Annotated in this window: 17 protein-coding genes and 1 pseudogene; 9 read left to right on the forward strand and 9 right to left on the reverse strand. The window is 63.5% G+C overall.

Annotated elements, in window-relative coordinates; translation table 11 throughout:
• Positions 1–54: 54 nt before the first annotated feature.
• Complete coding sequence (locus Q7U29_RS20270) at positions 55–1425, reverse strand: glutamate--cysteine ligase (protein ID WP_304744274.1); 1371 nt, start codon at positions 1423–1425, stop codon at positions 55–57.
• 96 nt (positions 1426–1521) lie between these two features.
• Positions 1522–2010, reverse strand: coding sequence for a MarR family winged helix-turn-helix transcriptional regulator (locus Q7U29_RS20275; RefSeq protein WP_304744275.1), 489 nt, complete (start codon positions 2008–2010; stop codon positions 1522–1524).
• Positions 2011–2139: 129 nt separating this feature from the next.
• Between Q7U29_RS20275 and gstA the strand changes: the two genes are divergently transcribed.
• A complete protein-coding gene (gstA, locus tag Q7U29_RS20280; RefSeq protein ID WP_304744277.1) occupies positions 2140–2757 on the forward strand; it encodes a glutathione transferase GstA in 618 nt (205 codons plus the stop codon).
• Positions 2758–2825: 68 nt separating this feature from the next.
• On the opposite strand, the gene Q7U29_RS20285 is transcribed toward gstA, so the two are convergent.
• From Q7U29_RS20285 to Q7U29_RS20305, 5 genes are all read right to left on the reverse strand, one after another.
• The gene (locus Q7U29_RS20285; protein ID WP_304744278.1) at positions 2826–4058 is read right to left on the reverse strand and encodes an FAD-binding oxidoreductase; all 1233 of its coding nucleotides are present in this window, start codon (positions 4056–4058) and stop codon (positions 2826–2828) included.
• A 194-nt stretch (positions 4059–4252) separates the two neighbouring features.
• Positions 4253–6475, reverse strand: a complete 2223-nt coding sequence (locus Q7U29_RS20290; protein ID WP_304744280.1) for a 3-hydroxyacyl-CoA dehydrogenase NAD-binding domain-containing protein — start codon at positions 6473–6475, stop codon at positions 4253–4255.
• Positions 6476–6624: 149 nt separating this feature from the next.
• Complete coding sequence (locus Q7U29_RS20295; protein ID WP_304744282.1) at positions 6625–7833, reverse strand: acetyl-CoA C-acetyltransferase; 1209 nt, start codon at positions 7831–7833, stop codon at positions 6625–6627.
• 152 nt (positions 7834–7985) lie between these two features.
• On the reverse strand, positions 7986–9776 hold the full coding sequence (locus Q7U29_RS20300; RefSeq protein WP_304744284.1) for an acyl-CoA dehydrogenase C-terminal domain-containing protein: 1791 nt from the start codon (positions 9774–9776) through the stop codon (positions 7986–7988).
• 114 nt (positions 9777–9890) lie between these two features.
• Positions 9891–10301: a nuclear transport factor 2 family protein gene (locus Q7U29_RS20305; RefSeq protein ID WP_304744286.1), complete on the reverse strand. Its 411-nt coding sequence runs from the start codon at positions 10299–10301 to the stop codon at positions 9891–9893.
• Positions 10302–10406: 105 nt separating this feature from the next.
• On the opposite strand from Q7U29_RS20305, the gene Q7U29_RS20310 reads away from it, so the two are divergent.
• From Q7U29_RS20310 to Q7U29_RS20345, 8 genes and pseudogenes are all read left to right on the forward strand, one after another.
• Positions 10407–10958 (forward strand): PadR family transcriptional regulator, encoded by a 552-nt coding sequence (locus Q7U29_RS20310; RefSeq protein ID WP_304744287.1) that lies wholly within the window; start codon positions 10407–10409, stop codon positions 10956–10958.
• A gap of 190 nt (positions 10959–11148) precedes the next feature.
• Positions 11149–14601, forward strand: coding sequence for a tetratricopeptide repeat protein (locus Q7U29_RS20315; protein ID WP_304744289.1), 3453 nt, complete (start codon positions 11149–11151; stop codon positions 14599–14601).
• Positions 14602–14844: 243 nt separating this feature from the next.
• Positions 14845–15771 carry a sulfite exporter TauE/SafE family protein gene (locus Q7U29_RS20320; RefSeq protein WP_304744290.1) on the forward strand — a complete coding sequence of 309 codons (927 nt, stop codon included), beginning with the start codon at positions 14845–14847 and terminating at the stop codon, positions 15769–15771.
• Positions 15768–16559, forward strand: a complete 792-nt coding sequence (locus tag Q7U29_RS20325; RefSeq protein ID WP_304744292.1) for a TIGR02186 family protein — start codon at positions 15768–15770, stop codon at positions 16557–16559. The genes Q7U29_RS20320 and Q7U29_RS20325 overlap by 4 nt, the downstream gene beginning before the upstream one ends.
• A gap of 1024 nt (positions 16560–17583) precedes the next feature.
• On the forward strand, positions 17584–19254 hold the full coding sequence (locus tag Q7U29_RS20330; RefSeq protein WP_304744300.1) for a tetratricopeptide repeat protein: 1671 nt from the start codon (positions 17584–17586) through the stop codon (positions 19252–19254).
• A gap of 53 nt (positions 19255–19307) precedes the next feature.
• Positions 19308–19619: a type II toxin-antitoxin system HigB family toxin gene (locus Q7U29_RS20335; protein ID WP_304744294.1), complete on the forward strand. Its 312-nt coding sequence runs from the start codon at positions 19308–19310 to the stop codon at positions 19617–19619.
• Positions 19604–20005 carry a type II toxin-antitoxin system HigA family antitoxin gene (locus tag Q7U29_RS20340; RefSeq protein ID WP_304744295.1) on the forward strand — a complete coding sequence of 134 codons (402 nt, stop codon included), beginning with the start codon at positions 19604–19606 and terminating at the stop codon, positions 20003–20005. The genes Q7U29_RS20335 and Q7U29_RS20340 overlap by 16 nt, the downstream gene beginning before the upstream one ends.
• Before the next feature lie 510 nt (positions 20006–20515).
• Positions 20516–21061: pseudogene (locus Q7U29_RS20345) on the forward strand (IS3 family transposase); the annotation flags it as partial.
• Between the two features lie 1018 nt (positions 21062–22079).
• Here the strand turns inward: Q7U29_RS20345 and Q7U29_RS20350 are convergent.
• Both Q7U29_RS20350 and Q7U29_RS20355 read right to left on the reverse strand, forming a co-directional pair.
• Positions 22080–23090: a phosphonate dehydrogenase gene (locus Q7U29_RS20350; RefSeq protein WP_028133711.1), complete on the reverse strand. Its 1011-nt coding sequence runs from the start codon at positions 23088–23090 to the stop codon at positions 22080–22082.
• A gap of 175 nt (positions 23091–23265) precedes the next feature.
• Positions 23266–24330, reverse strand: a complete 1065-nt coding sequence (locus Q7U29_RS20355) for a LysR family transcriptional regulator (RefSeq protein WP_155253222.1) — start codon at positions 24328–24330, stop codon at positions 23266–23268.
• Between the last annotated feature and the right edge of the window lie 51 nt (positions 24331–24381).

Raw genomic sequence — 24381 nt, forward strand, 5'->3', positions numbered from 1 at the left:
CCATTTGATCGCCGTCAACCTGTACGGCGGATGAACGCCGTTCAACAGTCCGAGTTAGAAAGCGTACTCGTCGTAGGCCGGTTCCACCGAGCCATGCCAGGGGCCATTGAATTTCTCCAGCATCTCCTCGGCGGGGGTGTGGCCGGAATCGATAATCCGCTCCAGCGGCTCGAGGTGCCGGCTCTCGTCACGGCCGAGGTGATCGACGCGCTCACGCCGCCGCAGGCCCGAATGCGCCAGCGCCACGCATTCCTTGGCGATTTCGAACAGATAGCGGTCGCGGATCCTGGCCTTGAAGCCGAAGCGCGGCACGTCGTCGCGCAGCGCCTGGCGCTCCGCGGCGTTCCAGTGCTTCACGAGGTCCCAGGCGGCGTCGAGGCTGGTGTCGTCATAGAGCAATCCGACCCAAAACGCCGGCAGCGCCGGCAGCCGCCCCCACGGCACGCCGTCGGCGCCGCGCATTTCCAGGTAGCGCTTCAGCCGCACCTCGGGAAAAATCGTCGACAGGTGGTTGGCCCAGTCCGACAGCGTCGGCCGCTCGCCGGGGAACGAATTGTTGCGTCCGTCGAAAAAGGCCCGGAACGACGAACCGGAGACATCGATATATTCGTCGCCGCGCTTGACGAAATACATGGGCACGTCGAGCGCGTAGTCGACCCAGCGCTCGAACCCCATGCCGTCCTCGAACGCCCACGGAATCATCCCCGACCGCGCATTGTCGGTATCGCGCCAGATCTCGGAGCGGAACGACTGGAAGCCGTTGGGCTTGCCCTCGGTGAACGGCGAATTGGCGAACAGCGCGGTCGCGATCGGCTGCAGGGCGACCGACACCCTGAGCTTCTTGACCATGTCGGCTTCCGACGAGAAGTCGAGATTGGTCTGCACCGTGCAGGTCCGGTACATCATGTCGAGACCGTACTGGCCGACCTTCGGCATGTAGTTGGTCATGATCTTGTAGCGGCCCTTGGGCATCATCGGAATCTGTGCCCGCGACCATGACGGCGTCATGCCGAGCCCGAGAAAGCCGATACCCAGCGGCGTTGCGACCTCGCGCACCTGCGCCAGATGCGCCATCAGCTCGGACTGGGTCTGGTGCACGGTTTCGACCGGCGCGCCTGACAGCTCGAACTGCCCGCCGGGCTCCAGCGAGATCGCGCCGCCGCCGGTGACGTCGTATAGACCGATGATGTTGCCGCGCTCCATGATCGGCTCCCAGCCGAGCAGGAGTTGCATGCCCTCCAGCACGGCGCCGATGCCGCGCGGGCCCTCGTAAGGCACGGGATGGTGCCCCTGCAGCGTGAACGGGGTTTTTTCGTGCTCGGTGCCGATCCGGAATTCGGAAGGAGGCTTCACGCCCGCCGCCAGCCAGGCCACCAGTTCGTCGCGCGACGCCAGCGGCGTCATATCGATCTGATCACGCGCCATGCAAATTCCGGATGTGGGGCGCTGCAAACGAACGCGCGCGGTGTCGGGGGTATCCGCGGACCAACCGGCCCGGGAATACTTGCGGAGAAAATGATATCATCGGGCGGGCGCGCCGTCTCTCGCGGCGAGCGCTTGGGCCTCGCCGCAGGAGCAGCCCAGCCGGTCGAGCAGTCCGCAGAGCCTGACGGCATCCGCATCGGACAATTTCGAGCCGACGTGTTTTTCGATCGCGGCGGAATAAGCGTTCCACATCTTCTTCTGCAGCTCTCGCCCCGCCTCGGTAATCTCGACGAACTGGCCGCGCTTGTCGATCTTGCATTCGCGGCGCGCCGCCAGTCCCTCGTCCACCAGCCGGTCGATCAGCCGCGACGTCGAGTACTGCGGAATCAGCATCTGCTTTTCCAGCTCGACCGGGCGCATTTCGCCCGTCGGCGCCCGCGACAGTTCGAGCAGCGCGTCATACCAGGCCAGCGGCGGATAGCCGGCCTTCTTCAGCTCCTGCTCGACGGCATCGAGCACCCGGCTCTGCACCCGCATCAGGCGGATCCAGGCGGCGGTCGCCTCGGTCGATGGTTTGCGCTTCATGGTCCAGCCCACAATGTCACGGGAGAGTGTACCGCACTAAATGCACCTGCATCAATCTTGACTATTTCATGCAGATGCATTTAATCCCCCGGTCCCGTATATCCAATAATCCAAGGGAAGGAAAACCCCATGAAACTCTATTATTCCCCCGGCGCCTGCTCGCTTTCGCCCCATATCGCGCTGCTTGAAGCCGGTTTGCCCTACGATCTGGTCAAGGTCGATCTGAAGGCCAAAAAGCTCGAAAACGGAGACGATTTCCTCGGCATCAACCCCAAGGGCCAGGTGCCGACGCTGGTGCTGGACAGCGGCGAGGTAGTGACCGAAGGCCCCGTCATCGTCCAGATGATCGCCGACAAGGTTTCGGGCAAGAATCTGGCGCCCGCCCGCGACAGCGCCGAGCGCTACAAGCTGCAGGAGTGGCTCACCTACATCAATTCGGAGGTGCACAAGAATTTCGGTCCGATGTTCTCACCGGTGCTGGCCGACGACGCCAAGGCGTTCTTCAAGGACCGCGTAATGGGCAAATTCAAGTACCTCGACGGCGCGCTGGCCGGCAACGACTACCTGATGGGCAAGCAGTTCACCGTCGCCGACGGCTATCTGTTCACGATGCTGTCCTGGGCCGAGCGGATGAAGTTCGACCTCGCCGCGCTGCCGAACCTGCTGGCCTACAAGGCCAGGGTCGGCGCCCGGCCGGCGGTGCAGGCCGCGCTGACCAAGGAAGGCCTGATGAAGGCGGCGGCGTAAGGCTGCAGAGGTAGCGACAAGATGAAGGGCCGGATCGACGATCCGGCCCTTTCCGTCTGGCGGGCCGCTCAGTATCGCGCAGGGCTGAAGGCCGAGGCGTCGGTGAAGGCAGGCTCTCCGCTCATCAGCTCGGCCAGCATGCGACCGGTCGTAGGCCCGAGCGTGTGGCCGTGATGGCCGTGCCCGAAATGCATCCACAAACCCTTGTGCTTCGGCGCCGGTCCCACGACCGGCAGCATGTCGGGCATGCAGGGGCGAACGCCGCTCCAGGGTTCGGCCTCGATCGCAGTGCCGAGATCGAGCAGCCGCCGCGCCGCCTGCTCGGCGCGATCGAGTTGACGCGACTGCGGCAACCTTTCCGGTCCCATCAATTCGGCGCCGGACGTAATCCGCAATCCCTTCGCCATCGGCGCCATGGCGTAGGCGAACTCAGGATCGTGCAGTGGCAGATTGAGTCGGCCGCCGCCGCTGAAATGCCGGTGGTAGCCACGCTTGCGAAGCATCGGAAAACGATAGTCGAATCTTTGCAGGAGATCGGGAGACCATGGCCCCAGCGACACCACGGCCGCCTCGGCAGCGATCGGGCCATTATTCGATTGAACCGTCCAGCCGGCAGCCGTCGGCGCCAATGTGGCCGCATCGCCGTTGACGAAGGTGCCGCCGTTGCGTGTGAACAGGTCGGCATAGGCGGAGACGAGCCCGCCTGGGTCCGAGACCGTCCAGGGGTCTCGCCAGTGAACAGCCCCCGCCCCGGTCTCGTTGAGCCCGGGCTCGGCCGCGGCAAGCTGTGCCGGGCTGATGATTTCCGATCGCACGCCGAATTCGGCCGCCAGCGTCTCGGCGACCGCCGCCACTTCATCCAGTGCTGCCTGGGTGCGGCGCAGGGAATGATAGCCGCTTCGCTGCACCAGATTATCAGCGCCAGCTTCCCGGATCAGCACGTCATGCTCGCTCGTCGCCTTTGCGATGAGCCGCGCGTAAGCCTGCGAAATGCGGTCGTGCCGATCCGGCGCGGAATGCCACCAGTACCGCAGCAAGGGACCAAGATGCCGCGGCAGCCAACTGACGCCGTAATGGACATCGTTGGCGCGCCCTGTCGCGATCGCCGCCAGCGTGGCAAGATCACGCGGCATCGGATAGGGCCGCACGGCTTCGCTCTGGATGAAGCCGGCATTGCCGTAGCTCGTCTCGCGGCCGGGCGGCTTGCGATCGACCAGCACGACGGACCAGCCGCGGCGCTGCAACTGCAGCGCGGTGGAGACCCCGACCATTCCGGCGCCGAGAACGATAACGCTTCGCATTGCCACGATTACCTGCCGAGCCAGTCACTTCGAACAGCTACATGAGATCGCAACTAAGCAGAAGCGGGCTAGCGACACATCCCGGATGCAAAAAGGCCGGATCGAGGATCCGGCCCATTTTGTGTGTCGCACTGCGAGAACCAACGACGGCGTCGTCCCGGCCTACGCGCCGGGACGACGACCTTTTGTGTAGCTTACGCCGCCTTCTCCGCCAGCTTCTTCGGCGGGAAGCGGCCGTAGAAGGTTTCGCCCTTGGCGGCCATCTCGACCAGCAGCTTTGGCGGCGTGAAGCGCGAGCCGTATTTGGCTTCCAGTCTGCGGCACAGTTCGACGAAGTTCTTGGTGCCCATGAAGTCGATATAGGACAGCGTGCCGCCGGTGAACGGGGCGAAGCCGAAGCCGAGGATCGAGCCGACATCGGCCTCGCGCATGTCGGTAATGACATGGTCTTCCACGGTGCGCGCGGCTTCCACCGCCTGCACCACCAGGAAGCGCTGCTTCATCTCCTCGATGTCGAGGGTATCGGGATCGAGATGCTTCGACTGCAGGCCGGCGAGTTCGGTCCACAGGCTCTTCTGGCCCTTGCCCTTTTCGGGATAATCGTAAAATCCCTTGCCGTTCTTGCGGCCGAAGCGGCCCTGGTTCTCGACCATCTCGACCAGCAGCTTCTTCTGGCTCTGGTCGATGGCATTGGCGCCGAGATCGGCCTCGGTCGCCTTCATGATCTTGAGCACGAGATCGAGCGCCACTTCGTCCGCCAGCGACAGCGGCCCGACCGGCATGCCCGCCATCTTCGCGGTGTTCTCGATCATCGCCGGCGGCACGCCTTCCATCAGCATTTCCAGCCCTTCGGCGGTGAAGCGCAGCACGCAGCGGTTGGCGAAGAAGCCCCTGGAGTCGTTGACCACGATCGGGGTCTTGCCGATCACCCGCACGTAGTCCAGCGCAGTGGCGAGCGCTGTGTCATTGGTGTTCTTGCCGACGATGATTTCCACCAGCATCATCTTCTCGACCGGCGAGAAGAAGTGAATGCCGATGAACTTGCCCTGGTCCTTGAACTCTTCCGCCAGCGAATTGATCGGCAGCGTGGAGGTGTTGGAGGCGAAGATGGCGTCGGACTTCAGCAGCGGCTGCGCCTTGGCATAGGTCTCGGCCTTGACCTTGCGGTCCTCGAACACCGCCTCGATGATCAGGTCGCAATCCTTCAGCACGTTGTAGTCGGCGGTCGCGGTGATGCGGCCGAGGATCGCCTCGCTGTCGCTTTCCTTGGCGCGGCCCTTCTTGATCAGATCGTCGATCACGGCCTTGGCGTGGCCCTTGCCCTTGTCGGCGCTGGCCTGGTCGCGGTCGATCAGCACCACGTCGATGCCGGCGCGCGCCGAGACATAGCCGACGCTGGCGCCCATGAAGCCGGCGCCGATGATCGCGAGTTTCTTCACCTTGGTCGGCGGCACGTTCTGCGGACGCCGCGCGCCCTTGTTCAGTTCCTGCATCGACAGGAACAGGCTGCGGATCATCGCCGCCGCTTCCTTGGAGCGCAGAATCCTGGTGAAGTAGCGCGACTCCACCCGAAGCGCGGCGTCGATCGGCAACTGCAGGCCTTCATAGACGCAGCTCATGATGGCGCGCGCGGCCGGATAATTGTCGTAGGTCTCGCGCCGGAAGATCGCATTGCCGGCCGGGAACATCATCATGCCGTTCTTGGAGAACACCGGACCGCCGGGAAGCTTGAAGCCCTTCTCGTCCCAAGGCGCGATCGCCTTGCCACCGCCCTTGATCCAGTCCTTGGCGGACTGGATCAGATCGGCAGCGGGAACGATCGCGTGAATCAGGTTCAGCGCCTTGGCCCTGGCCAGATTGATCGCCTCGCCCTTCAGCAACAGCTGCATGGCATCCTGCGGCGACACGATGCGCGGCACGCGCTGGGTGCCGCCGGCGCCGGGGAACAGGCCGACCTTGATTTCGGGCAGGCCGAGCCGGGTTTTGGGATTGTCGGCGGCCACGCGGTAATGGCAGGAAAGCGTCAGCTCAAAGCCGCCGCCGAGCGCGAGGCCGTTGATGGCGGCAGCCCACGGCTTGCCGCTGATTTCGATGTTGCGAAACACCTGCGAGAAGCGGCGGCTCTGGTCGAACAGCACCTGGTTGGCCGCTTCCTCGCCCTTGGCCTTCAGCATGTCGGCATATTGCTTGCTCATGCCCTCCAGCATCGACAGATCGGCGCCGGCGCACAGCGCCTCCTTGCCCGAAGTGATGACGACGCCCTTCACGGCGGCATCGGCCGAGGTCTGCTTGACGATCTCCTCGAGCTCGGTGACCGAGGTTTCGTCCAGCACGTTCATCGAGCGGCCCGGGGTGTCCCAGGTCACCAGCACGATGCCGTCGGCGTCGGTTTCCAGCTTGAAATTCTTGAAGGCCATGTGGTTGCTCCCTCGATGCCGACTGCCAGCAGGCGCGGCGGTTGTCTCTGATCGTAGGATGGGCAAAGGCGCGCTTGGCGCCGTGCCCACCATTGATGTCGAAGCTTGTATTGGTGGGCACGGCGAAGACGCTTTGCCCACCCTGCGAACTAAACCCGCTCGATAATCGTCGCGGTGCCCATGCCGCCGCCGATGCACAGCGTGATCAACGCGGTCGACTTGTTGGTGCGCTCGAGTTCGTCGAGCACGGTGCCGAGGATCATCGCCCCCGTCGCGCCGAGCGGATGGCCGAGCGCAATGGCGCCGCCATTGACGTTGATCCTGGCACTGTCGATGTCGAAGGCCTGCATGTAGCGCAGCACCACCGAGGCGAAGGCTTCGTTCAGTTCGAACAGGTCGATGTCGGATTTCTTCATGCCCGAACGCTCGAACAGTTTTTCGGTGACGTCGACCGGACCGGTCAGCATCATCGCCGGCTCCGAGCCGATATTGGCGAAGGCGCGGATTTTGGCACGCGGCTTCAGGCCGTGCTTGCTGCCCGCTTCCTTGCTGCCGAGCAGCACGGCGCCGGCGCCGTCGACGATTCCCGACGAATTGCCGGCGTGATGCACGTAGTTGATGCGCTCGATTTCCGGATGCGACTGGATCGCCACCGCATCGAAGCCGCCCATCGCGCCGACCGCCGCGAAGGCGGCCTGCAACTGACCGAGCGACTGCATCGTCGTGGTGGGACGCATATGCTCGTCCTTGGCGAGGATGGTGAGGCCGTTGATGTCTTTCACCGGCACCACGGAATTCTTGAAGCGGCCTTCGTCCCAGGCTTTGGCGGCGCGCTGCTGGCTCTGCACCGCATAGGCATCGACGTCGTCGCGCGAGAATCCGTATTTGGTGGCGATCAGGTCGGCCGACACACCCTGCGGCATGAAGTAGGTGGGCACCGCGATCGAGGGGTCCATCGGCCAGGCGCCGCCGGAGGCGCCGATACCGACGCGGCTCATCGATTCGGCGCCGCCGCCGATAACGAGGTCGTGCTGACCGCTCATGATCTGGGCGGCGGCGAAATTCACGGCATCGAGGCCGGAGGCGCAGAAACGGCTGATCTGGATGCCGGGGACGGCTTCACCGAGGCCCGCATTCATCGCCGCGAACCGTGCGATGTCGGAGCCGGCTTCGCCGACCGGATCGACCACGCCGAGAATGACGTCGTCGACGACGTCTTCCTTCAGATTGTTGCGCTCCTTGAGCGCCCTCAGCGGCACCGTGGCCAGCGCCACCGCGGTCACCTCATGCAGCGCGCCATCAGCCTTGCCGCGGCCGCGCGGCGTGCGAACGTGATCGTAGATATATGCCTCAGGCATCTATTTCTCCCGTTTCAGTCTCAGCTCCGATCGAGCCGAACGAATTTCAAAAAAGCAATGGTGCGCTCGTCATTGCGAGGAGCTCTTGCGACGAAGCAATCCAGTCCTTGCTTGCGGCTTCTGGATTGCTTCGCTTCGCTCGCAATGACGTTTCAGAAGGCTTCCGCCGCCAATTCCATGGTGGTGTCGCATCCGGTCTGGATGCGGGCAAGGTGCAGCGCGGTTTCCGGCAGCATCCGTTCCATGAAGAAGCGGCCGGTGACGAGCTTGGTGGAGAGATAGGGCGTCGTGCCGCTGCCCGCAATCTTGTCCTGGGCGACTTTCGCCATCCGCGCCCACATATAGGCGAAGGTGACGAGGCCGAACAACTGCATGTAATCGGTGGCGGCAGCACCCGCATTGTCGGGCTTCATCATCGCGTTCTGCATCAGCCAGGTGGTGGCCTGCTGCAGATGACCGAGCGCCGTAGAGAGCGGCGCGACATAGGGCTTCATGGCCTCGTCGGCGCCGTGGTCCTTGGCGAAGGCGGCGACTTCACCGAAGAACGCCATCACCGCGCGGCCACCGTCACGCGGCAGCTTGCGGCCGACGAGGTCGAGCGCCTGGATGCCGTTGGCGCCCTCATAGAGCATCGCGATGCGGGCATCGCGCACGAACTGCTCCATGCCGTGCTCGGCGATATAGCCGTGGCCGCCATACATCTGCTGCGCCAGCACCGAATTGGAGAAACCGACGTCGGTCATGACGCCCTTCATGATCGGCGTCATCAGCCCCATGTGGTCGTCGGCCTCCTGACGATCCTTGGGATCGCTGGAGCGGTGGGCGACGTCGCTCTTCAGCGCGGTCCAGATCACCATGGCGCGCGCCGCTTCGTTGAAGGCGCGGATGGTGAGCAGGGTGCGGCGCACGTCGGGATGCACGATGATCGGATCGGCCGGCTTGTCCGCCGCCTTGGCGCCGGTGAGCGAGCGGCCCTGCAGACGTTCGCGGGCATAGTTCGCCGCGTTCTGGTAGGCGACTTCGGACTGCGCCAGCCCCTGCACCGCGACGCCGAGCCGGGCCTCGTTCATCATCACGAACATGCCCTGCATGCCCTTGTTTTCCTCACCGATCAGCCAGCCGGTGGCGCTGTCGTAATTCATCACGCAGGTGGAATTGCCGTGGATGCCCATCTTGTGTTCGATCGAGCCGCAGGTGACGCCGTTGCGCTGCCCCAGCGAGCCATCGGCATTGACCAGGATCTTGGGCACCACGAACAACGATACGCCCTTGATGCCGGATGGTGCGCCCTCGATGCGCGCCAGCACCAGATGGATGATGTTTTCGGTGAGATCGTGCTCGCCGGAGGAAATGAAGATCTTGGTGCCTGATATCTTGTAGCTGCCGTCGGCCTGCTTGACGGCCTTGGTGCGCAGCAGGCCCAAATCGGTGCCGCATTGCGGCTCGGTGAGGTTCATGGTGCCGGCCCATTCGCCGGCCACCATCTTCGGCACGAACATCTTCTTCTGTTCGGGCTTGCCGTGCACCATCAGCGCGGCGGTGGCGCCCATGGTCAGGCCGCCATACATCGAAAACGCCATATTGGCCGACGACTGGAATTCGGTGACGGCCTGGGTCAGCGTGACCGGCAGGCCCTGCCCGCCATATTCCGTCGGCGCCGACAGTCCAAGCCAGCCGCCTTCGGCCACCTGCTTGAATGCTGCCTTGAAGCCCTTCGGGGTGCTCACGGAGCCATCTTCATGGCGTTTGCAGCCCTCGAGATCGCCAACGCGGTTGAGCGGCTGCAGCACCTGTTCGCTGAGTTTGGCGGCCTCGCCCAGGATCGCATCGCGCACATCGGCGGAGGCATCGCTGAAGCCTGGAAGGTTGTCGTAGCGGTCGATCTGGAACACGTCGTTGAGCAGGAAGGTGACATCTTCCACTGGGGCTTTGTAGATCGGCATTGCATCCTCCCGGCTGGCTCGCTCCACGCAAGGGAGCCTTCGCAGCAATCGTTGGGTTTCAGAAAGAACCTTATCCGGTTCCAAAGGTCATAGGGAGCTACTTCAGCGTCGCGGTTACGACGTCGCGGCGCCGCTTGCCGCACTGGCCGCCAGCTGCTCTCCCATCAGCCGGTGCAGCAGGTTGATCGCCTTGAGCGGACGCACCATCACCTTGAAATTCGTGATCCGGCCATCGGCGGCGAAGGTGATGATGTCGACGCCGTTGAGCTTGATGCCGTCGATCTCGGTCTGGAATTCCAGCACCGCGCCGGTGTCGCTGCGCCATTCGCCTATATAAGAGAAGCCCGGGCCACCCAGCACCTTGTCCGCGCTCGCCAGATACTTGAAGGTGATGTCCCGGCCGCGCTGCGGCGTGTGCACGACGGGGCTTTCGAACACCGCGTCCGGATGCAGCAGATCCCACAGCGCCGCGCGGTCGTGGGATTTGATGTAGCCGTACCATTTGTCGAGGCCGGTCATACTCATCGGACGTCTCCCGTGCATGAAGAGCGCGTGGGTCACGCCATCATATGCACATTGACGCATATGCACTTTTATGCATATTGTCAAGAATTGTTGGAGGGTTGGCGCTTGGCGCTCGGTGACGCGATCCTGGCCTGCCTGACGGAAGGTCCGATGACGGGCTATGAGCTCGCCAAGACGTTCGACGCCTCGATCGGCTTCTACTGGAAAGCCAACCACCAGCAGATCTACCGCGAGCTGACCAAGCTGCGCGACCGCGGCCACATCGAGGGCTGCGAGGTGGTGCAAACGGGCAAGCCCAACAAGCTGGTCTACACCCTGACATCCGAGGGCCGGGCTGCGTTGCGGCACTGGGGGGCACGTCCGAGCGTGCCGCCATCGATCAAGGACGACCTGCTGGTGCGACTTTACGCGCTCGACGGCGTCGATATCGGCCCGTTGCGCGCCGACCTGATGGCGCGGCTGGAACACCACCGCGACCGCTGTGCCCGCTACGAACGTATCCTCCAAAAACGGTTCCCTGATGGAACCGCGTCGCCGGCGGATATCGGCAAGCTCCTGGCGCTGCGCCTCGGTGTTCGTCATGAGCGGGTCGTGGTGGAGTGGTGCGAGGAGGCCCTGCAGGCCCTGCCGGGCAGCGCCGCCGGCCAAGCAACTTGACTTGCAATCTGACCGGCACAGCAACTTTCCGGCCATGCCGGGCCATTCCTTAACTGGTTCTTTACCGTAACACGAAAAAGTCGATTTCTGAGGCAGACGACCTGCGCGGAATTCGATTGTCTCTTCAGTGGGACGCGCGGGGAGGCTGAAGGCGCAGGTTGGCGCGCCGGAGTCGGAACCGGACGAGAGCATGAATTCGCGCGTATCGTGGAGTGTTGAAGGCATCGATCCATCCGTGCGCGAGAGGGCCGAGGCCGCCGCGCGCCGCGCCGGCATGTCGTTGAACGACTGGCTCAATTCCACCCTCGGCGATTCCGCCCGGCCCAGTTTTCAGAGCCCCGATTCTCAAAGACCCTACGATCAGCCCGCGGCGATGCCGGGCCGAGAGGCGCCCGACGTCTCCGACATCCACCAGCGGCTGGATTCGATCACCCGCCAGATCGAGCAGATTTCGCAACCCCGCGCGCGCGGCGAGGTGCCGCGCAATGATGCGCCGCATTCCGATGCGCCGCGAAGCGACGCTCCGCGCGGCGAACCGGGCGTCGCCCGGCAATTGAACGACGCGATTTCGCGCCTCGACGCGCGGCTGTCGCAGATCTCCAATCCGGCGCCGCGACAGGCCCAGATGCAGGACCGGCAGCGCCAGACCGAGATGGTCGAGCGCGCCGCCAGCCAGGTGTACCGTCCCTCGCCGCCGCTCAGCCCGGCGTCATTCGATTTTGCGATCGCGGAAATCGCCGCGCGCCAGAACGAACTCGATGCTCCCGCACCCCGCTCGATGCCGCCGCGCAGCGCGCCGCCCAGAGCGGCTGCAACGCCAGCTGCCATGGCGCCCGCCATGCCGATGGCGCCCCCGATGCAGCCGGCGGCGCCCGCGGGTCCGGATTTTTCCTCGCTGGAACGGCATCTGCTCAAGATCACCAGCCAGATCGAGGCGCTGCAGCGGCCCGACGGAATCGAGCGGTCGATCACCGCGTTCCGCGCCGAGCTGGCGGACATTCGCACCGCCATCACCGAGGCGATGCCGCGCCGGGCGATCGAATCGATCGAGAACGAAATCCGCTCGCTGTCTCGCCGCATCGACGACACCCGCCAGAGCGGCACCGATGGCCAGCAGCTTGCCGGCATCGAACGCGCGCTCTCCGAAATTCGCGAAGTGCTGTTCTCGCTGAAGCCGGCGGAACAGCTCGCCGGCTACGACGACGCGATCCGCAATCTCGGCGGCAAGCTCGACCTCATCCTGCGCGCCAATGACGACCCCTCCACCGTGCAGCAGCTCGAAGGCGCCATCTCGGCGCTTCGCGCCATCGTTTCCAATGTCGCCTCCAACGACGCGCTGGCGCGGTTGTCGGACGACGTGCACATGCTGTCGTCGAAGGTCGACATGCTTGCGCGCCGCGAGGACAACAGCGATTCCTTTGCCAGCCTCGAGCAGCGCATCGCGGCGCTGACCTCGACGCTGGAAGGCCGCGAGCGGCCAGCGTCCGGCGAAAGCACCGAGCAGCTCGAGGGCGCGCTGCGGGCGTTGTCCGACCGCTTCGACCGCATGCCGGTCGGCAACGACAACGCGTCGGCGTTCGCCCATCTCGAACAGCGCGTGTCGTATCTGCTCGAGCGGATCGAAAGTTCGACCGATCCCCGCGCCGGCAATCTCGGCCGGGTCGAGGCCGGGTTGCAGGATATCCTGCGCCATCTGGAAAACCAGCATGCGGCCGTGGTCGCGCTGGCCGAAAACAACCGCAACGCCAGCGCGCCGCAGCCGTTCGACGCCGGCGTCGTCGACATGGTCAAGCGCGAGATGTCCGACATCCGCTTCAGCCAGTCGGAAACCGACCGCCGCACCCAGGATTCGCTGGAAGCCGTCCACTCTACCCTTGGCCACGTGGTCGACCGGCTCGCCATGATCGAAGGCGACCTGCGCAGCGCGCGCGCTTTGCCCGCAGCACCCCAGCCGCAGATGCCGATGCCGCCGGCGCCCGAACCCGTTTCCGCGCCAGCGGCCGCGCCCCGCATGGCGATGCCGCCGCAGCCGAAACCCGAACTGCCAAATCCCGCCGCGGCACATGAGCATTTCGCCACCGCGCCGCGCGAATTCCAGGCCGTGCAGCCGCCGCCGACGGCCGTCGCCGTGGCGCCGCGCGCCATCAGCGAGATTCTCGAACCGTACACGGCGCCGCGCGCCGTGATCGCGCCGGATCTGCCGCCCGACCATCCGCTCGAACCGGGAACCCGCCCCGCCGCGAGGGTGGCGACGCCGTCGGAGCGCATCGCCGCTTCCGAAAGCGCGATCAGCGAAATTCCGGCTGAGAGCCGCGAGCCCGTCAGCACCTCCAGTTTCATTGCCGCCGCGCGCCGCGCCGCGCAGGCCGCTGCCGCCGCGGCGCCTGCCGAAAAGGCCGGTCGCGGCCCGTTCAAGTCCGCCGCAAGCAAGGCCAAGGATTCGAGCAAGGCCCCGAACAAGGATCCGAACAAGGAGCCTTCGACCATCACCTCCAAAATCCGCTCGCTGCTGGTCGGCGCGAGCGTGGTCGTGATCGTGCTCGGCACCTTCAAGATGGCGATGACGCTGCTCGACCGGGAAACTGCGCCGCCGATGCCCGCGATGGAGAGCTCGATGGAGCAGGCGCCTGCGGCCCAGCCGCCCGCCGCCGACAGCGCCAGGCCGGCCACGCCGGCGCCAGCCCCGCCCTCGATGACCTCGCCGACGCCGATCGGCCGGCAATCGTTCAACAACTCGGCGCCCGACGCCACCGCGACGATCGCCATCCCGCAGGCGGCGGCGATCCCGGCTGCCTCATCCACTTCCTCGCCCGCTTCCTCACCCGCTTCCTTGCCGATATCGGCAAGCGACATCACCGGTGCGATTCCGGCGCAGCAGGCTCCGCCTGCCAGCCGCAAACTCACCCAGGTGCAGGTGCCGCCGAGTGAGCGGCTGCCCGAGGCGATCGGCGGACCCGCGTTGCGCGCGGCGGCGCTGAAGGGCGATGCCACCGCGGCCTACGAGATCGGCGTGCGTTTTGCCGAAGGCAAAGGCGTTGCAGCGAATTTCGACGAAGCCGCCAAATGGTACGACCGCGCGGCGCAGGCCGGCGTGGTGCCGGCGATCTTCCGGCTCGGGACCCTCTATGAGAAGGGTCTCAGCGTGAAGAAGGACGTCGAAATCGCGCGGCGCTATTACATGCAGGCCGCCGAGCGCGGCAGCGCCAAGGCGATGCATAATCTGGCGGTGCTCGACGCCGACGGCGGCGGCAAGGGCGCCAACTACAAGAACGCGTCGCAATGGTTCCGCAAGGCGGCCGATCGCGGCGTCGCCGACAGCCAGTTCAACCTCGGCATCCTCTATGCCCGCGGCATCGGCGTCGATCAGAACCTCGCCGAATCCTTCAAATGGTTCAGCCTGGCCGCGGCGCAGGGCGACGCGGATTCGGTGCGCAAGCGCGACGATATCGCCAAGCGGCTCGACGCCCAGTCGCTGGCAGCGGCCAAGCTCGCGATCCAGACCTTCACGCCGGAGCCCCAGCCCGACGACGCCATCAACGTGGCGGCCCCGGCCGGCGGCTGGGATGCGGCCCCGGTGCAGGCCACTACCGCGAAGCCCGCGGCCAGGCCGGTCGCGGCCAAGCGCGCCGCCGCCGCGCATTAATCCAAACCATCAACCATGCCGTGAGGTCGCCGGGCGGCTCACGGCAATTAATTGCCCCGTCGCGGATTCTTTAGTCCCTCCCACTGCCGATTTCGGTTATGCAGGGCTCGGCAACCGGCGTTCACCGCTTTCGCGGGCGCATCCCGGATTTATCGTGAATTCCTTGCCGGCCAATGCTCGATCAAGAAACCAGACCGTGAGCGGCCCCGGCCGACCTTGCGGCCCATAGCAGAAGTATAGCGCGTGCAGCTCTACCTCCCGATCGCCGACATTCCGGTCAACGTTTTCCTCATCCTGGCGATGGGCGCGGCGGTCGGCTTCGTGTCCGGCATGTTCGGGATCGGCGGCGGGTTCCTGATGACGCCGCTGCTGATCTTCGTCGGCATCGCGCCCGCGGTCGCGGTCGCCTCGGTGGCCAGCCACATCGCCGCCTCGTCGTTCTCGGGCGCGCTGTCATACTGGCGCCGGCGCGCCATCGACCCGGCGCTGGCGCTGGTGCTGTTGAGCGGCGGCATCGTCGGCACCGGGCTCGGGGTATGGACCTTCACGCTGCTGCGCTCGCTCGGCCAGCTCGATCTCCTGATCGCGCTGTCCTACGTCATCCTGCTCAGCAGCGTCGGCGGCCTGATGTTCTGGGAAGGCCTGCGCGCGATCCTGCGGGCGCGGCGCGGCGTGGCCTCGCTGGCGCGGCGCTCGGGCAGCCACGGCTGGATTCACGGGCTGCCGCTCAAGATGCGCTTCAAGCGCTCCAAGATCTACCTTTCGGTGATTCCGGTCATCGTGGTCGGCCTGATCATCGGCTTCATCGGCGCGATCATGGGCATCGGCGGCGGCTTCATCCTGATTCCGATCATGATCTATCTGTTGCGCGTGCCGACCTCGACCGTGATCGGCACCTCGATGGTGCTGACCCTGGTGACCATGGTGATCGCCACCATGCTGCATGCGGTCACCAATCATCTGGTCGATGCGGTGCTGGCGCTGATCCTGATGGTCGGCGGCGTCACCGGCGCCCAGTTCGGCGCGCGGGCGGGCCAGAAGATTCGCGGCGAGCATCTGCGGCTACTGCTCGGCCTGCTGATTCTCGCGGTCGGCATCCGTTTTGCGATCGAACTCGGGATCCGTCCCGACGAGCTCTTCACCGTCCGGGAAACCGGAGGTGCGGGATGATCGCGCGCACCTCACTCGCAGCCGTCGTTCTCGCGCTGGCGCTGGGCGCGGGCTTCACCGCATCGCCGGCACAGGCGGAGCGGCTGATCGTCTCGGTCTCGAACCACCGCGTGACCGTGACGCCGAACTATTCCGGCGAGGAACTGGTGCTGTTCGGCTCGGTCGAAAAGGACGCCTCGACGCCTGCGACCCGCACCAGTTACGATCTGGTCGTGACCGTTTCCGGGCCGCGCGCCGACATGGTGACGCGCCGCAAGGAGCGCAAGCTCGGCATCTGGATCAACACCGACTCGCGGGAGTTTCTCAAAGTGCCGGCCTATCTGGCGCTGTTTTCCAACCGGCCGTTCGACGCCATCGCTTCGCCCGAGGTCACGCGGCGCCAGCAGCTCGGCCTCAACAACGTGTTGCTGACCCAGCGCGTCGGACCCGATTATGCCGACGTGGTGCCGAACGATCCGTTCCGCAGCGCCTTCGTGCGGCTGCGCTCGCAGCACGGCCTCTATCGCGAAGAGACCTCGGCGGTGACGTTCCTGACGCCGACGCTGTTTCGCACCGGCATTCCGCTGCCCGGCGAAGTGCCGATCGGCACCTATGACGTCGAGATCAAGCTGTTCTCCGACGGCGCGCTGGTGACCAAGACCGACACCGCGTTCGAAATCGTCAAGGTCGGCTTCGAGCAGTTCGTCGCCAACTCCGCGCGCAACAACGGTTTTGCCTATGGCCTGGCCACGGCGTTCATGGCGCTGATGACGGGCTGGATGGCGTCGATCGTGTTCCGGAAGGATTGAGCGGGCCTGGAATCCTGTATTCACCCTCCCCTGGAGGAAGCCGGGCTCGGAAAGGCGCCGCCACAACCAGAACTGTCGCCGCCGGCTTGACCGGCGATCCAGTACGCCGCGGCTTCTCGGCTCTATCGCTGGCGTCTCTGGAATACCGGGTCGCCCGGTCAAGCCGTGCGATGACAGCGGTGTTTGTGCGAGCGGCGTGCACTCAAACGTCATGTTCAGATTCAAATAGCGCGAAGATATGCGTCCGCATTCTCGCGGCGCGATGCGCCCGAGGTTTGCGTCGGTTTCACCCTTCCTGAGAAAGAAGGGCGCAGGGAAAGCCGGGCGCCGATTGCACCCGCGGTCGTGCACTGGAAGTGCACGAGTAGACCACAGGTGAACCGGATCATCCGGCTTTCCCTGCACGATGGGTTACGGCTTATAGGTGATCTCCCCGGTGAGCCTTGCACTTTTGCCACCGTCGCCTTGCGGATCGCAGATGCATCAAGCCCGGTTGGGCCGGATGCCTCTCCACACGACTTGACGCCAGCATGGGGGCGTCAGGACCACACGATTTCGCCGTCCGCGCCCATCCTGCCAGAGGTCTTGCCGGTCCTCGTGCGTCCCGGCAAGTTCCAGCGAGGATAGTTAGCAGCGCCGTCCGTCTACACGCCGCATGCCGCTCACGAGGTTCATCTCGCCCTGCGGCTGCAACTGCGCGCCCGACACTGTCGCGTCCATCGCATCCCACCGCGCGTTCGTGACGTGCGCAACGCCCCTTGTCGGGTGAGACGGGCAAATTGCTAAAGGTGATTTGCCCGACGTGTTAAGCGAAATATTTTTATTTCGAGGGCTTGACTCTGGATTCTGATAAACAGAATCCGCACAGGTCACCACGAAGGTGGCGCCGACCGAGAAGCCGCCGCGCAGGTCTCGAAGCGATGGCTGAGACATTCTGGAATTTTTCTGATATTCGGCGCTCCTATGCGTTTGGCCGCGGTTTCAAGGCCTATCCGTGCACTGAATGAGAAGTCGGTCGGAGGGCATGGTGCTGCGCTTTTCTGGTTTTGAGCTGGATTCGGAGCGCGCCGAGTTGCGTCGCCCCGATGGCGGGGCGATCAAGCTCCGGCCCAAGACGCTGGAGATGCTGCGGCTGTTCGCCACCAGTTCGGGGCGCGTTCTCAGCAAGCAAGAATTGTTGGAAGCGGTTTGGCCGAACGTCCATGTCGGCGAAGACAGCCTGTTTCAATGCATTCGCGAAATCCGCGCAGCGCTCGGCGACGACAAGCGCCAGATGATCCGGCTGATCACCGGCCGCGGCTATCTGTTCGAGGCCGAGGTGACTGACACGGCGGCGCCGCAAGACGTCACCACAAGCGCGCCTGCGCACGCCGCGCCGGACACCAGGGCGGCAGCCGAAACGAACGTTGAAGCCGCCGAACGCCCGCCCGGCTTTGGCCGGCGTCGCAGCCTCGCGCTGGCTTCCGTCGCGGGCCTCGCCATGCTGGGCGCTGCCATCGCCACATGGACGTTGCGCCCCGGCCTGATCCTTGCGCGCGGGCCCGCGACCATCGCCGTGATGCCGATCGCGGGCGCCGGCAACGATCCGCTGGTCGCCCGGATGGCGGCTGACGTCAGCGGCCGTCTCGCCGACGGGCTGGCGAAGATCGAGAACATCCGCGTCCTGACGGCGGAAGCGGCCACACCGCAGGCCGACTTCGTGGTGAAGGGCGAACTGCAAAAGAGCGAGCAGGCGTGGACCGTGCGGGCGCGCATGACCTCAACCGCAACCAGCGAGGTCAAGTGGACCGCTTCCACTTCGATCAACCTGGCAGACACCGACCTGCAATTGCAGCCGTCGCGGCTGGCGGCCGGCGTCGGTCACGCCCTGGCGCTGCGCATCAACGAACTGCTGAACACGGATACGCGGGTCGCTGATAGCAGCAGGGTCGTGATCGAACAGGCCACCGCCCATATCAAGCAGACCTCGCCGGAACGTTTTCAGGCGGCGCAGGCCATGCTGGAGAAAGCGCTGGCCGAAGAACCCGACAATTCCGACGTTCAGATCGCGCTGGCCGCGCTCTTGATGCGCGGCGTCCAGATGGTCTGGCTGAGCCCGGCCGAGCGCGAGGCGGCGGAGACCAGGGCCGAGGCGATCCTGCAGCAGACGTTGCGCGCAAGGCCCAATCACCTCCCGGCGCACGAGGCCTATTGCCGCTTCCTCAACGCCACCAACCAGTTCAACGCCAGCCTTGTGGCCTGCGCCAAAGCCCTGAGCTTCGATCCGTGGAACGGGATCGCGCTGTACCATGTCGGCCTTGCCCAGATTCAAACGGGACGGTTCGAGGACGCGCTGGCGACATTCAGGCAGGCGGACCGCTTCGACACCCCGCAGGTCTCGCGCTGGACCTGGATGATCGGCGCCGGCTGGGCCAATCTGCTGATGGGCCGCGCCGAAGACGCCGTGCCGTGGCTGCAGAAATCGATCGCGATCACATCCGCCAGCGGGCGCACGCATATGCTGCTGGCGGCCGCCTATCAGCAACTGGGCAAGACCGACGAAGCCAGGGCGGCGATGGAAAAGGGCCGCGAATTGCGGCCAGGCTCGAACGTGCGCAACGTCCCGACGCCCACGAAGAATTCCAGCCCGGTCTATCTCGAGGCGGCCGACCGGATCATTCGGTCGATGGCGGCGGCGGGATTGCCGGAAGGGTGAGGCGTGCGGGTAGAAGTATTGTCACCAGATTGGTGACATGATATGATGGCGGGATGCAGGTCATCGCCCGCCGGACGCTGAGGGAATTCTGGGCGCGTCACCCGCGGGCGGAGGGACCGATCCGGGCGTGGTTCGCGATTGCGTCCGGGGCACAATGGGCCAATCCAGCCGAGATCAAGCGGCAGTTCGGCAGCACTGTCGATTTTGTCGGCGACAACAGGGCCATCTTCGACCTCGGCGGCAACAAGTACCGGCTGATCGTCCACATCTCGTTTGCGTTTAAGCGCGTGCTGGTGAAGTTCGTCGGAACCCATGCAGAATACGATCGTATCGATCCGGAGACCGTTTCATGGCGAAGAAAGTGATCCGTCCCATTCGTACCGAGGCCGAGTACGACGGGGCACTGGAAGAGATCGAGCAGTACTTCGAAAACGAACCGAAGCCAGGCACGCCGGAGGCGGATCGCTTCGATCTTCTGGCCTTGATTGTCGAGGACTACGAACGCAAGCGTTGGCCTATCGAGCCGCCCGGAACGATCGAGGCGATTCGTTACCGGATGGAAACCGGCGGCTTTACCCAGGCCGACCTCGGACGACTGCTCGGTTCGCGGCAGCGCGCATCCGACATCTTGACACGGAAGCGTCCCCTCACGATGAACATGGCCTGGAAGCTGCACCGCGAGTGGAACATTCCTGCGGAAGCGCTGATCGCGCCGCCGCCACGGATTCGTGGACGAAAATCGGCGGCGTAGGTGCCTACAGGAGTTAGCACCGGCGCTCGCCGTCAGCGACTGAGTCGATCGCTTGGAATTTCAGATATCTCGCTGGGTACGGTCGGGGGACTAAATTCGGTTCAACTCCGCGAGCCTACGATAGTGCGCACCGAGGGCCGAGAGTTTGCAGGCCTTTGACTCTAAAGCCGCGTAATACATGTGCAGCGTGTCAACCGGCATCACCAATCCATGCCGATTACATTGCTGCAATTCGGCGAACACCCTCTGACGGTCCTCATTGGCCGGAAATTTTTCTTTCATTTCTGCGGACATGTTAGACCTGTCAGGTTCGTATGACGGATCAAGCGGAAATGTATAAGCCGCATCGGGGAAATAGTGAGGAAGCCGCCGGAGCACCTCCTTTGGAACTCTCGGACTAACCTCCCGCAATGTCACGAACGTTTGGACGTTTGCTTTGTAGATTGGCCGCTGCTCCCAAGAGCCTAAAGTCTGATCCACATGCGAATACACTGACGCCGGCGTTATACGACCGCAGATATCAAGATTTATCCGTATCTGCTGCGCGGTATGCAGATCACGCGGCCGAACCATGTCTGGGCGATGGACATCACGTACATTCCAATGGCGCGCGGCTTCGTCTATCTCGCCGTCGTGCTCGATTGGGCAACTCGCCGGGTATTGTCCTGGCGGCTCTCGATCACGATGGAGGCGGCCTTCTGCGTCGAGACACTGGAGGACGCCATGGCTCGTCATGGCAAGCCGGAAATCTTCAACACGGACCAGGGCTCGCAGTTCACCGGCTCGGCCTTCACTGGCCTGCTCGCCAGCAACGGCATCGCCATCAGCATGGACGGCAAGGGCGCATGGCGCGACAACGTGTTCGTTGAGCGGCTGTGGCGCAGCGTCAAATACGAGGAGGTGTACCTGCGGGCCTACGACAACGTCAGCGAGGCCCGCGCCTCGATCGGCCGTTACCTCGACTTCTACAATGGCCGCCGACCGCACCAAAGCCTTGACGACGCCACACCAGATCAAGCCTACTTCAACCAGCCGCCATTCCGCTTGGCGGCCTAACCCCGGCAGAGGCTCCACTTATCGAGGCGGAAATTCTGTTCAGACAACCGGGACCGGCTCTAATTTCAGTTTGGAGGGTCGCCTCGACCCACTTCCAATCTATGCCCTCCCTCTCCTGATGACCGGTGATTCCCACTTGCATATTAGTAACCGTACAACTTTTGCGTACAGATTCCCAGACATCGAATCGATATGGGGGAAGATTTGCGCCGACTATGCGTCAGGCTATTCTCCATCCGCAGTGCTGTGGGGGCGCCATCCACACTTCGGACAAGCGGCGGGATTCGAGCCTTCCTCATTTGCGGTCGCGACCGCATACCACTCATCGCACTTTGGGCAACGTCGCTGGTCTACGTACTCTTGCCGGCCTTCGGATGCGCTCATGGAATCTCCTAAACCGCAGTCTATCCGATTCGGGAATTCGGGGACGATCGGGGCAGTGCCCTCAATTTGTGATTTCGAGCTTTGCGACGACCTTGAAATATTTTTAGAGAATGGCGCGCCATTCAGAACAAAACTACGAACTCATATACAATTGAAATTACTATGTAATTTCCGACCTTACGCTTGTCGAAGCCTACACCGCGTAGAAGCCAGGGGAACAGGCTCTGTGCGTGCTTCATCACCTCGGCAACCAGCGAGCTATCCCGCGTCACCAACAGAAGGCACTCCGTCCAGCCCGTGGCGATATCGACCATCGTTAGGGTTTGGATGAACGATCGCGCCACCGACGTGCCGCCGTGGGCGACCCGTCGACCTCGCAGAAGCCCGGCGGCGGATTGTTCCAGTCATTCACTTCATCATTCCATATCAGCGTAACAAACACAAAATTCCATATCAGCGTAACAAACACAAAAATGGCGCCTGACGTCAAGACAGCGAAGATCATTGGTTCGAGGCCCGGAAGTACAGAACGCACCGGCGCCCGCGACGTCACGACGAAGTGCAGCGGCCGAGCCGAGCGAGCTGTCGTCGGCGAACGGCGACGGCATTCCTTTCTAAGCGAGGCAATCGACGATCATGAGATCGTCGCGCTGGCCGTGCGGGGATCGACGACCCCACCCAGCATTGCTTCACCATCCAAAAAACGCAGGATGTCTCGCCCAGCGGCCAGGGCAATGTCGCGCCGTACGGCAGCGACAGCAGAGCCGAGATGGGGCGTCATGACAGTGCCAGGATGCGCCAGCAGCCGCGGCTCGATGCAAGTCGGACGGTCCTGTCGTGCCCAGTCTTCCACTTCGAATACGTCGGCGGCATAACCGCCGAGGTGGCCCGACTCGAGAGAATTGGCAACTGCAACCTCATCAACCAGGGAGCCCCGCGCCGGGTTGATCAGGAGAGCGCCCGGTTTCATTCCGGCCAAGATTTCAGCATTGATCAGGTGCAAGGAATTCGCGGCGAGGGGTAGAGCCAACACTATATAGTCACTCTCGGCGAGCAGCTGTGCAAGATCGCGCCGTATGAGGCCAAACGCGTCCTCCTTGGCAGGCGAAAGTGGTCTCGCATCATAATAGGCCAACCGGCAGCGAAATGCACGGAGCCGGTGCGCGATCGCCTGCCCAACAGAGCCCATTCCGACAATTCCTACGGCTGCTCCGTCAAGGCCTGTTCCGTAGAGGATTGGGCGCCACCCCGCAAAGGATTTTTCCCGGATCAACCGGTCGCCCGCAAGCAGGTTCCGGCCAAGAGCTATCATGAGCCCCACGGTCAGTTCAGCCGTTGGGGCCGTCAACAGGTCTGGGACGATACTCACTGCGACACCGCGACGTCGACAGGCGGCGAGATCGAAATTGTCAGCACCCTTGAGAGCACAGGCGATAACCCGCAGATGCGGACACTGTTCGAGAAATTCATCGTCGATATGGTCCGTCATGAACGCGATCATGGCATCCGCATTCCGTAATCGGGATAGTATGGTCTCCCTTAGCCATGGCTGCCGTGAAAGATTGACCTCGACGTCCCCACGGACCCGCAGCAAATCGATGACTTCGGAATGCACCCAGTTTGTGATCAAAGTCTTTCGTGTCATCGGTCGAGCTTCCTCAGGAATTGGCGGAGTGGTCTGCACGATTATTTACGATTGGTCAGAGACCGGTGGCTGAAATGCCGCTGTCATGCGGCGCACGGCAGAAACGATGAGGATGACGGATACAGAACCTTGCCGACCACGACATTGCCCTTGCTGCCCAGGTGGCGATCTGCACTCACGCATCGGATGTCGTGCCTGCCGCGCTGCAAAACCGGGCAAATTGACGAGACAGGGATGTCTCCGGACTTTCTCCGGAAACCCCCAAGAACAGATTCTTGAATATGTCGGCTTCCTCGATGTCGATCGCTACGAGAGAGCCAAAGGCCATATCCTCGGTAACCGAACAAGCAAGCACGATCGACACGCCAAGATTTGCCTTAACCGCTTCCTTTACTGCTGCTGTACTGCCGAGCTGGCGCTCAATCCGGAGTTTTTCGACATCCTTGCCAAAAAGGCTTCCAAGGAGGCGCCCGGTTCCAGTTCCAGGCTCGCCGCCCATCATCGGATACTCCAACAGCTCTTTTTTGCTGATACAGCCGCGTTGGGCCAGGGGATGATTTGGTGCCACGATCACGACAAGCTTTTCTCGACGCCAGCGCAGCCACTCCACCGAAGCATGATCTTCGGCCCATTCGGTCATGATCACATCGGCTTCACCAGATAGGAGCGCATCGATCGCGCGTCGATTGGCGCCGATACGAAGATCGACGATTCCTTCTCGACCCAGCTGCCTTTCGAAGCCAGCAACCAAGCGAGGCGCGAGGAATACGCCGACGTTGCCGCTTGCCGCGACAACGAGATGGCGCTCCTCAATCAGCTCGCGGGCTCGCTCAGCTGTGGCGAGCAATGATCGCGCATGTGGCAGAAAGAGCTCGCCCTCTCGTGTTGGAGCCGAGTGGCCTCTGTTGCGCACGACTAGCGGAACGCCGAAAAACTCCTCAAGCTTTCGCAGTTGTTGCGAGACGGTGGGCTGCGAGCACGACAAGCGCGTCGCCGCAGACTGGATGCTTCCTTCATCTATGATCGCAAGAAACGTCTGAACTTGAGATAGAACTAGCATCTGGGTCTCAGTCTCCTGCTGACGGATTAACTTCGCCAACGCTCCACCGGTTGGCCTGATCGTCTTGTTCACGCGCCGGCGGCGGCATCGCGGAATAGTTGCTCTTGAACAAATGCGCGCCGAATACGCGAACTCACGCGAAATTAGATTATTGACATTACAAAACGAAATCTTTTTCAAGATAAATCCGATTTTCCGATGATAAAAATGTCTGATTATTTGCTTTTATTG

The organism is Bradyrhizobium sp., from assembly GCF_030654605.1.
Classification (GTDB): Bacteria; Pseudomonadota; Alphaproteobacteria; order Rhizobiales; family Xanthobacteraceae; genus Bradyrhizobium.

Excerpts from the sequence above, each read along its gene's own strand:
- Q7U29_RS20270 (WP_304744274.1), bottom strand. The coding sequence starts at position 1,425 with ATGGCGCGTGATCAGATCGATATGACGCCGCTGGCGTCGCGCGACGAA.
- Q7U29_RS20275 (WP_304744275.1), bottom strand. The coding sequence starts at position 2,010 with ATGAAGCGCAAACCATCGACCGAGGCGACCGCCGCCTGGATCCGCCTG.
- gstA (WP_304744277.1), top strand. The coding sequence starts at position 2,140 with ATGAAACTCTATTATTCCCCCGGCGCCTGCTCGCTTTCGCCCCATATC.
- Q7U29_RS20285 (WP_304744278.1), bottom strand. The coding sequence starts at position 4,058 with ATGCGAAGCGTTATCGTTCTCGGCGCCGGAATGGTCGGGGTCTCCACC.
- Q7U29_RS20290 (WP_304744280.1), bottom strand. The coding sequence starts at position 6,475 with ATGGCCTTCAAGAATTTCAAGCTGGAAACCGACGCCGACGGCATCGTG.
- Q7U29_RS20295 (WP_304744282.1), bottom strand. The coding sequence starts at position 7,833 with ATGCCTGAGGCATATATCTACGATCACGTTCGCACGCCGCGCGGCCGC.
- Q7U29_RS20300 (WP_304744284.1), bottom strand. The coding sequence starts at position 9,776 with ATGCCGATCTACAAAGCCCCAGTGGAAGATGTCACCTTCCTGCTCAAC.
- Q7U29_RS20305 (WP_304744286.1), bottom strand. The coding sequence starts at position 10,301 with ATGAGTATGACCGGCCTCGACAAATGGTACGGCTACATCAAATCCCAC.
- Q7U29_RS20315 (WP_304744289.1), top strand. The coding sequence starts at position 11,149 with ATGAATTCGCGCGTATCGTGGAGTGTTGAAGGCATCGATCCATCCGTG.
- Q7U29_RS20325 (WP_304744292.1), top strand. The coding sequence starts at position 15,768 with ATGATCGCGCGCACCTCACTCGCAGCCGTCGTTCTCGCGCTGGCGCTG.
- Q7U29_RS20330 (WP_304744300.1), top strand. The coding sequence starts at position 17,584 with ATGGTGCTGCGCTTTTCTGGTTTTGAGCTGGATTCGGAGCGCGCCGAG.
- Q7U29_RS20335 (WP_304744294.1), top strand. The coding sequence starts at position 19,308 with ATGCAGGTCATCGCCCGCCGGACGCTGAGGGAATTCTGGGCGCGTCAC.
- Q7U29_RS20340 (WP_304744295.1), top strand. The coding sequence starts at position 19,604 with ATGGCGAAGAAAGTGATCCGTCCCATTCGTACCGAGGCCGAGTACGAC.
- Q7U29_RS20350 (WP_028133711.1), bottom strand. The coding sequence starts at position 23,090 with ATGACACGAAAGACTTTGATCACAAACTGGGTGCATTCCGAAGTCATC.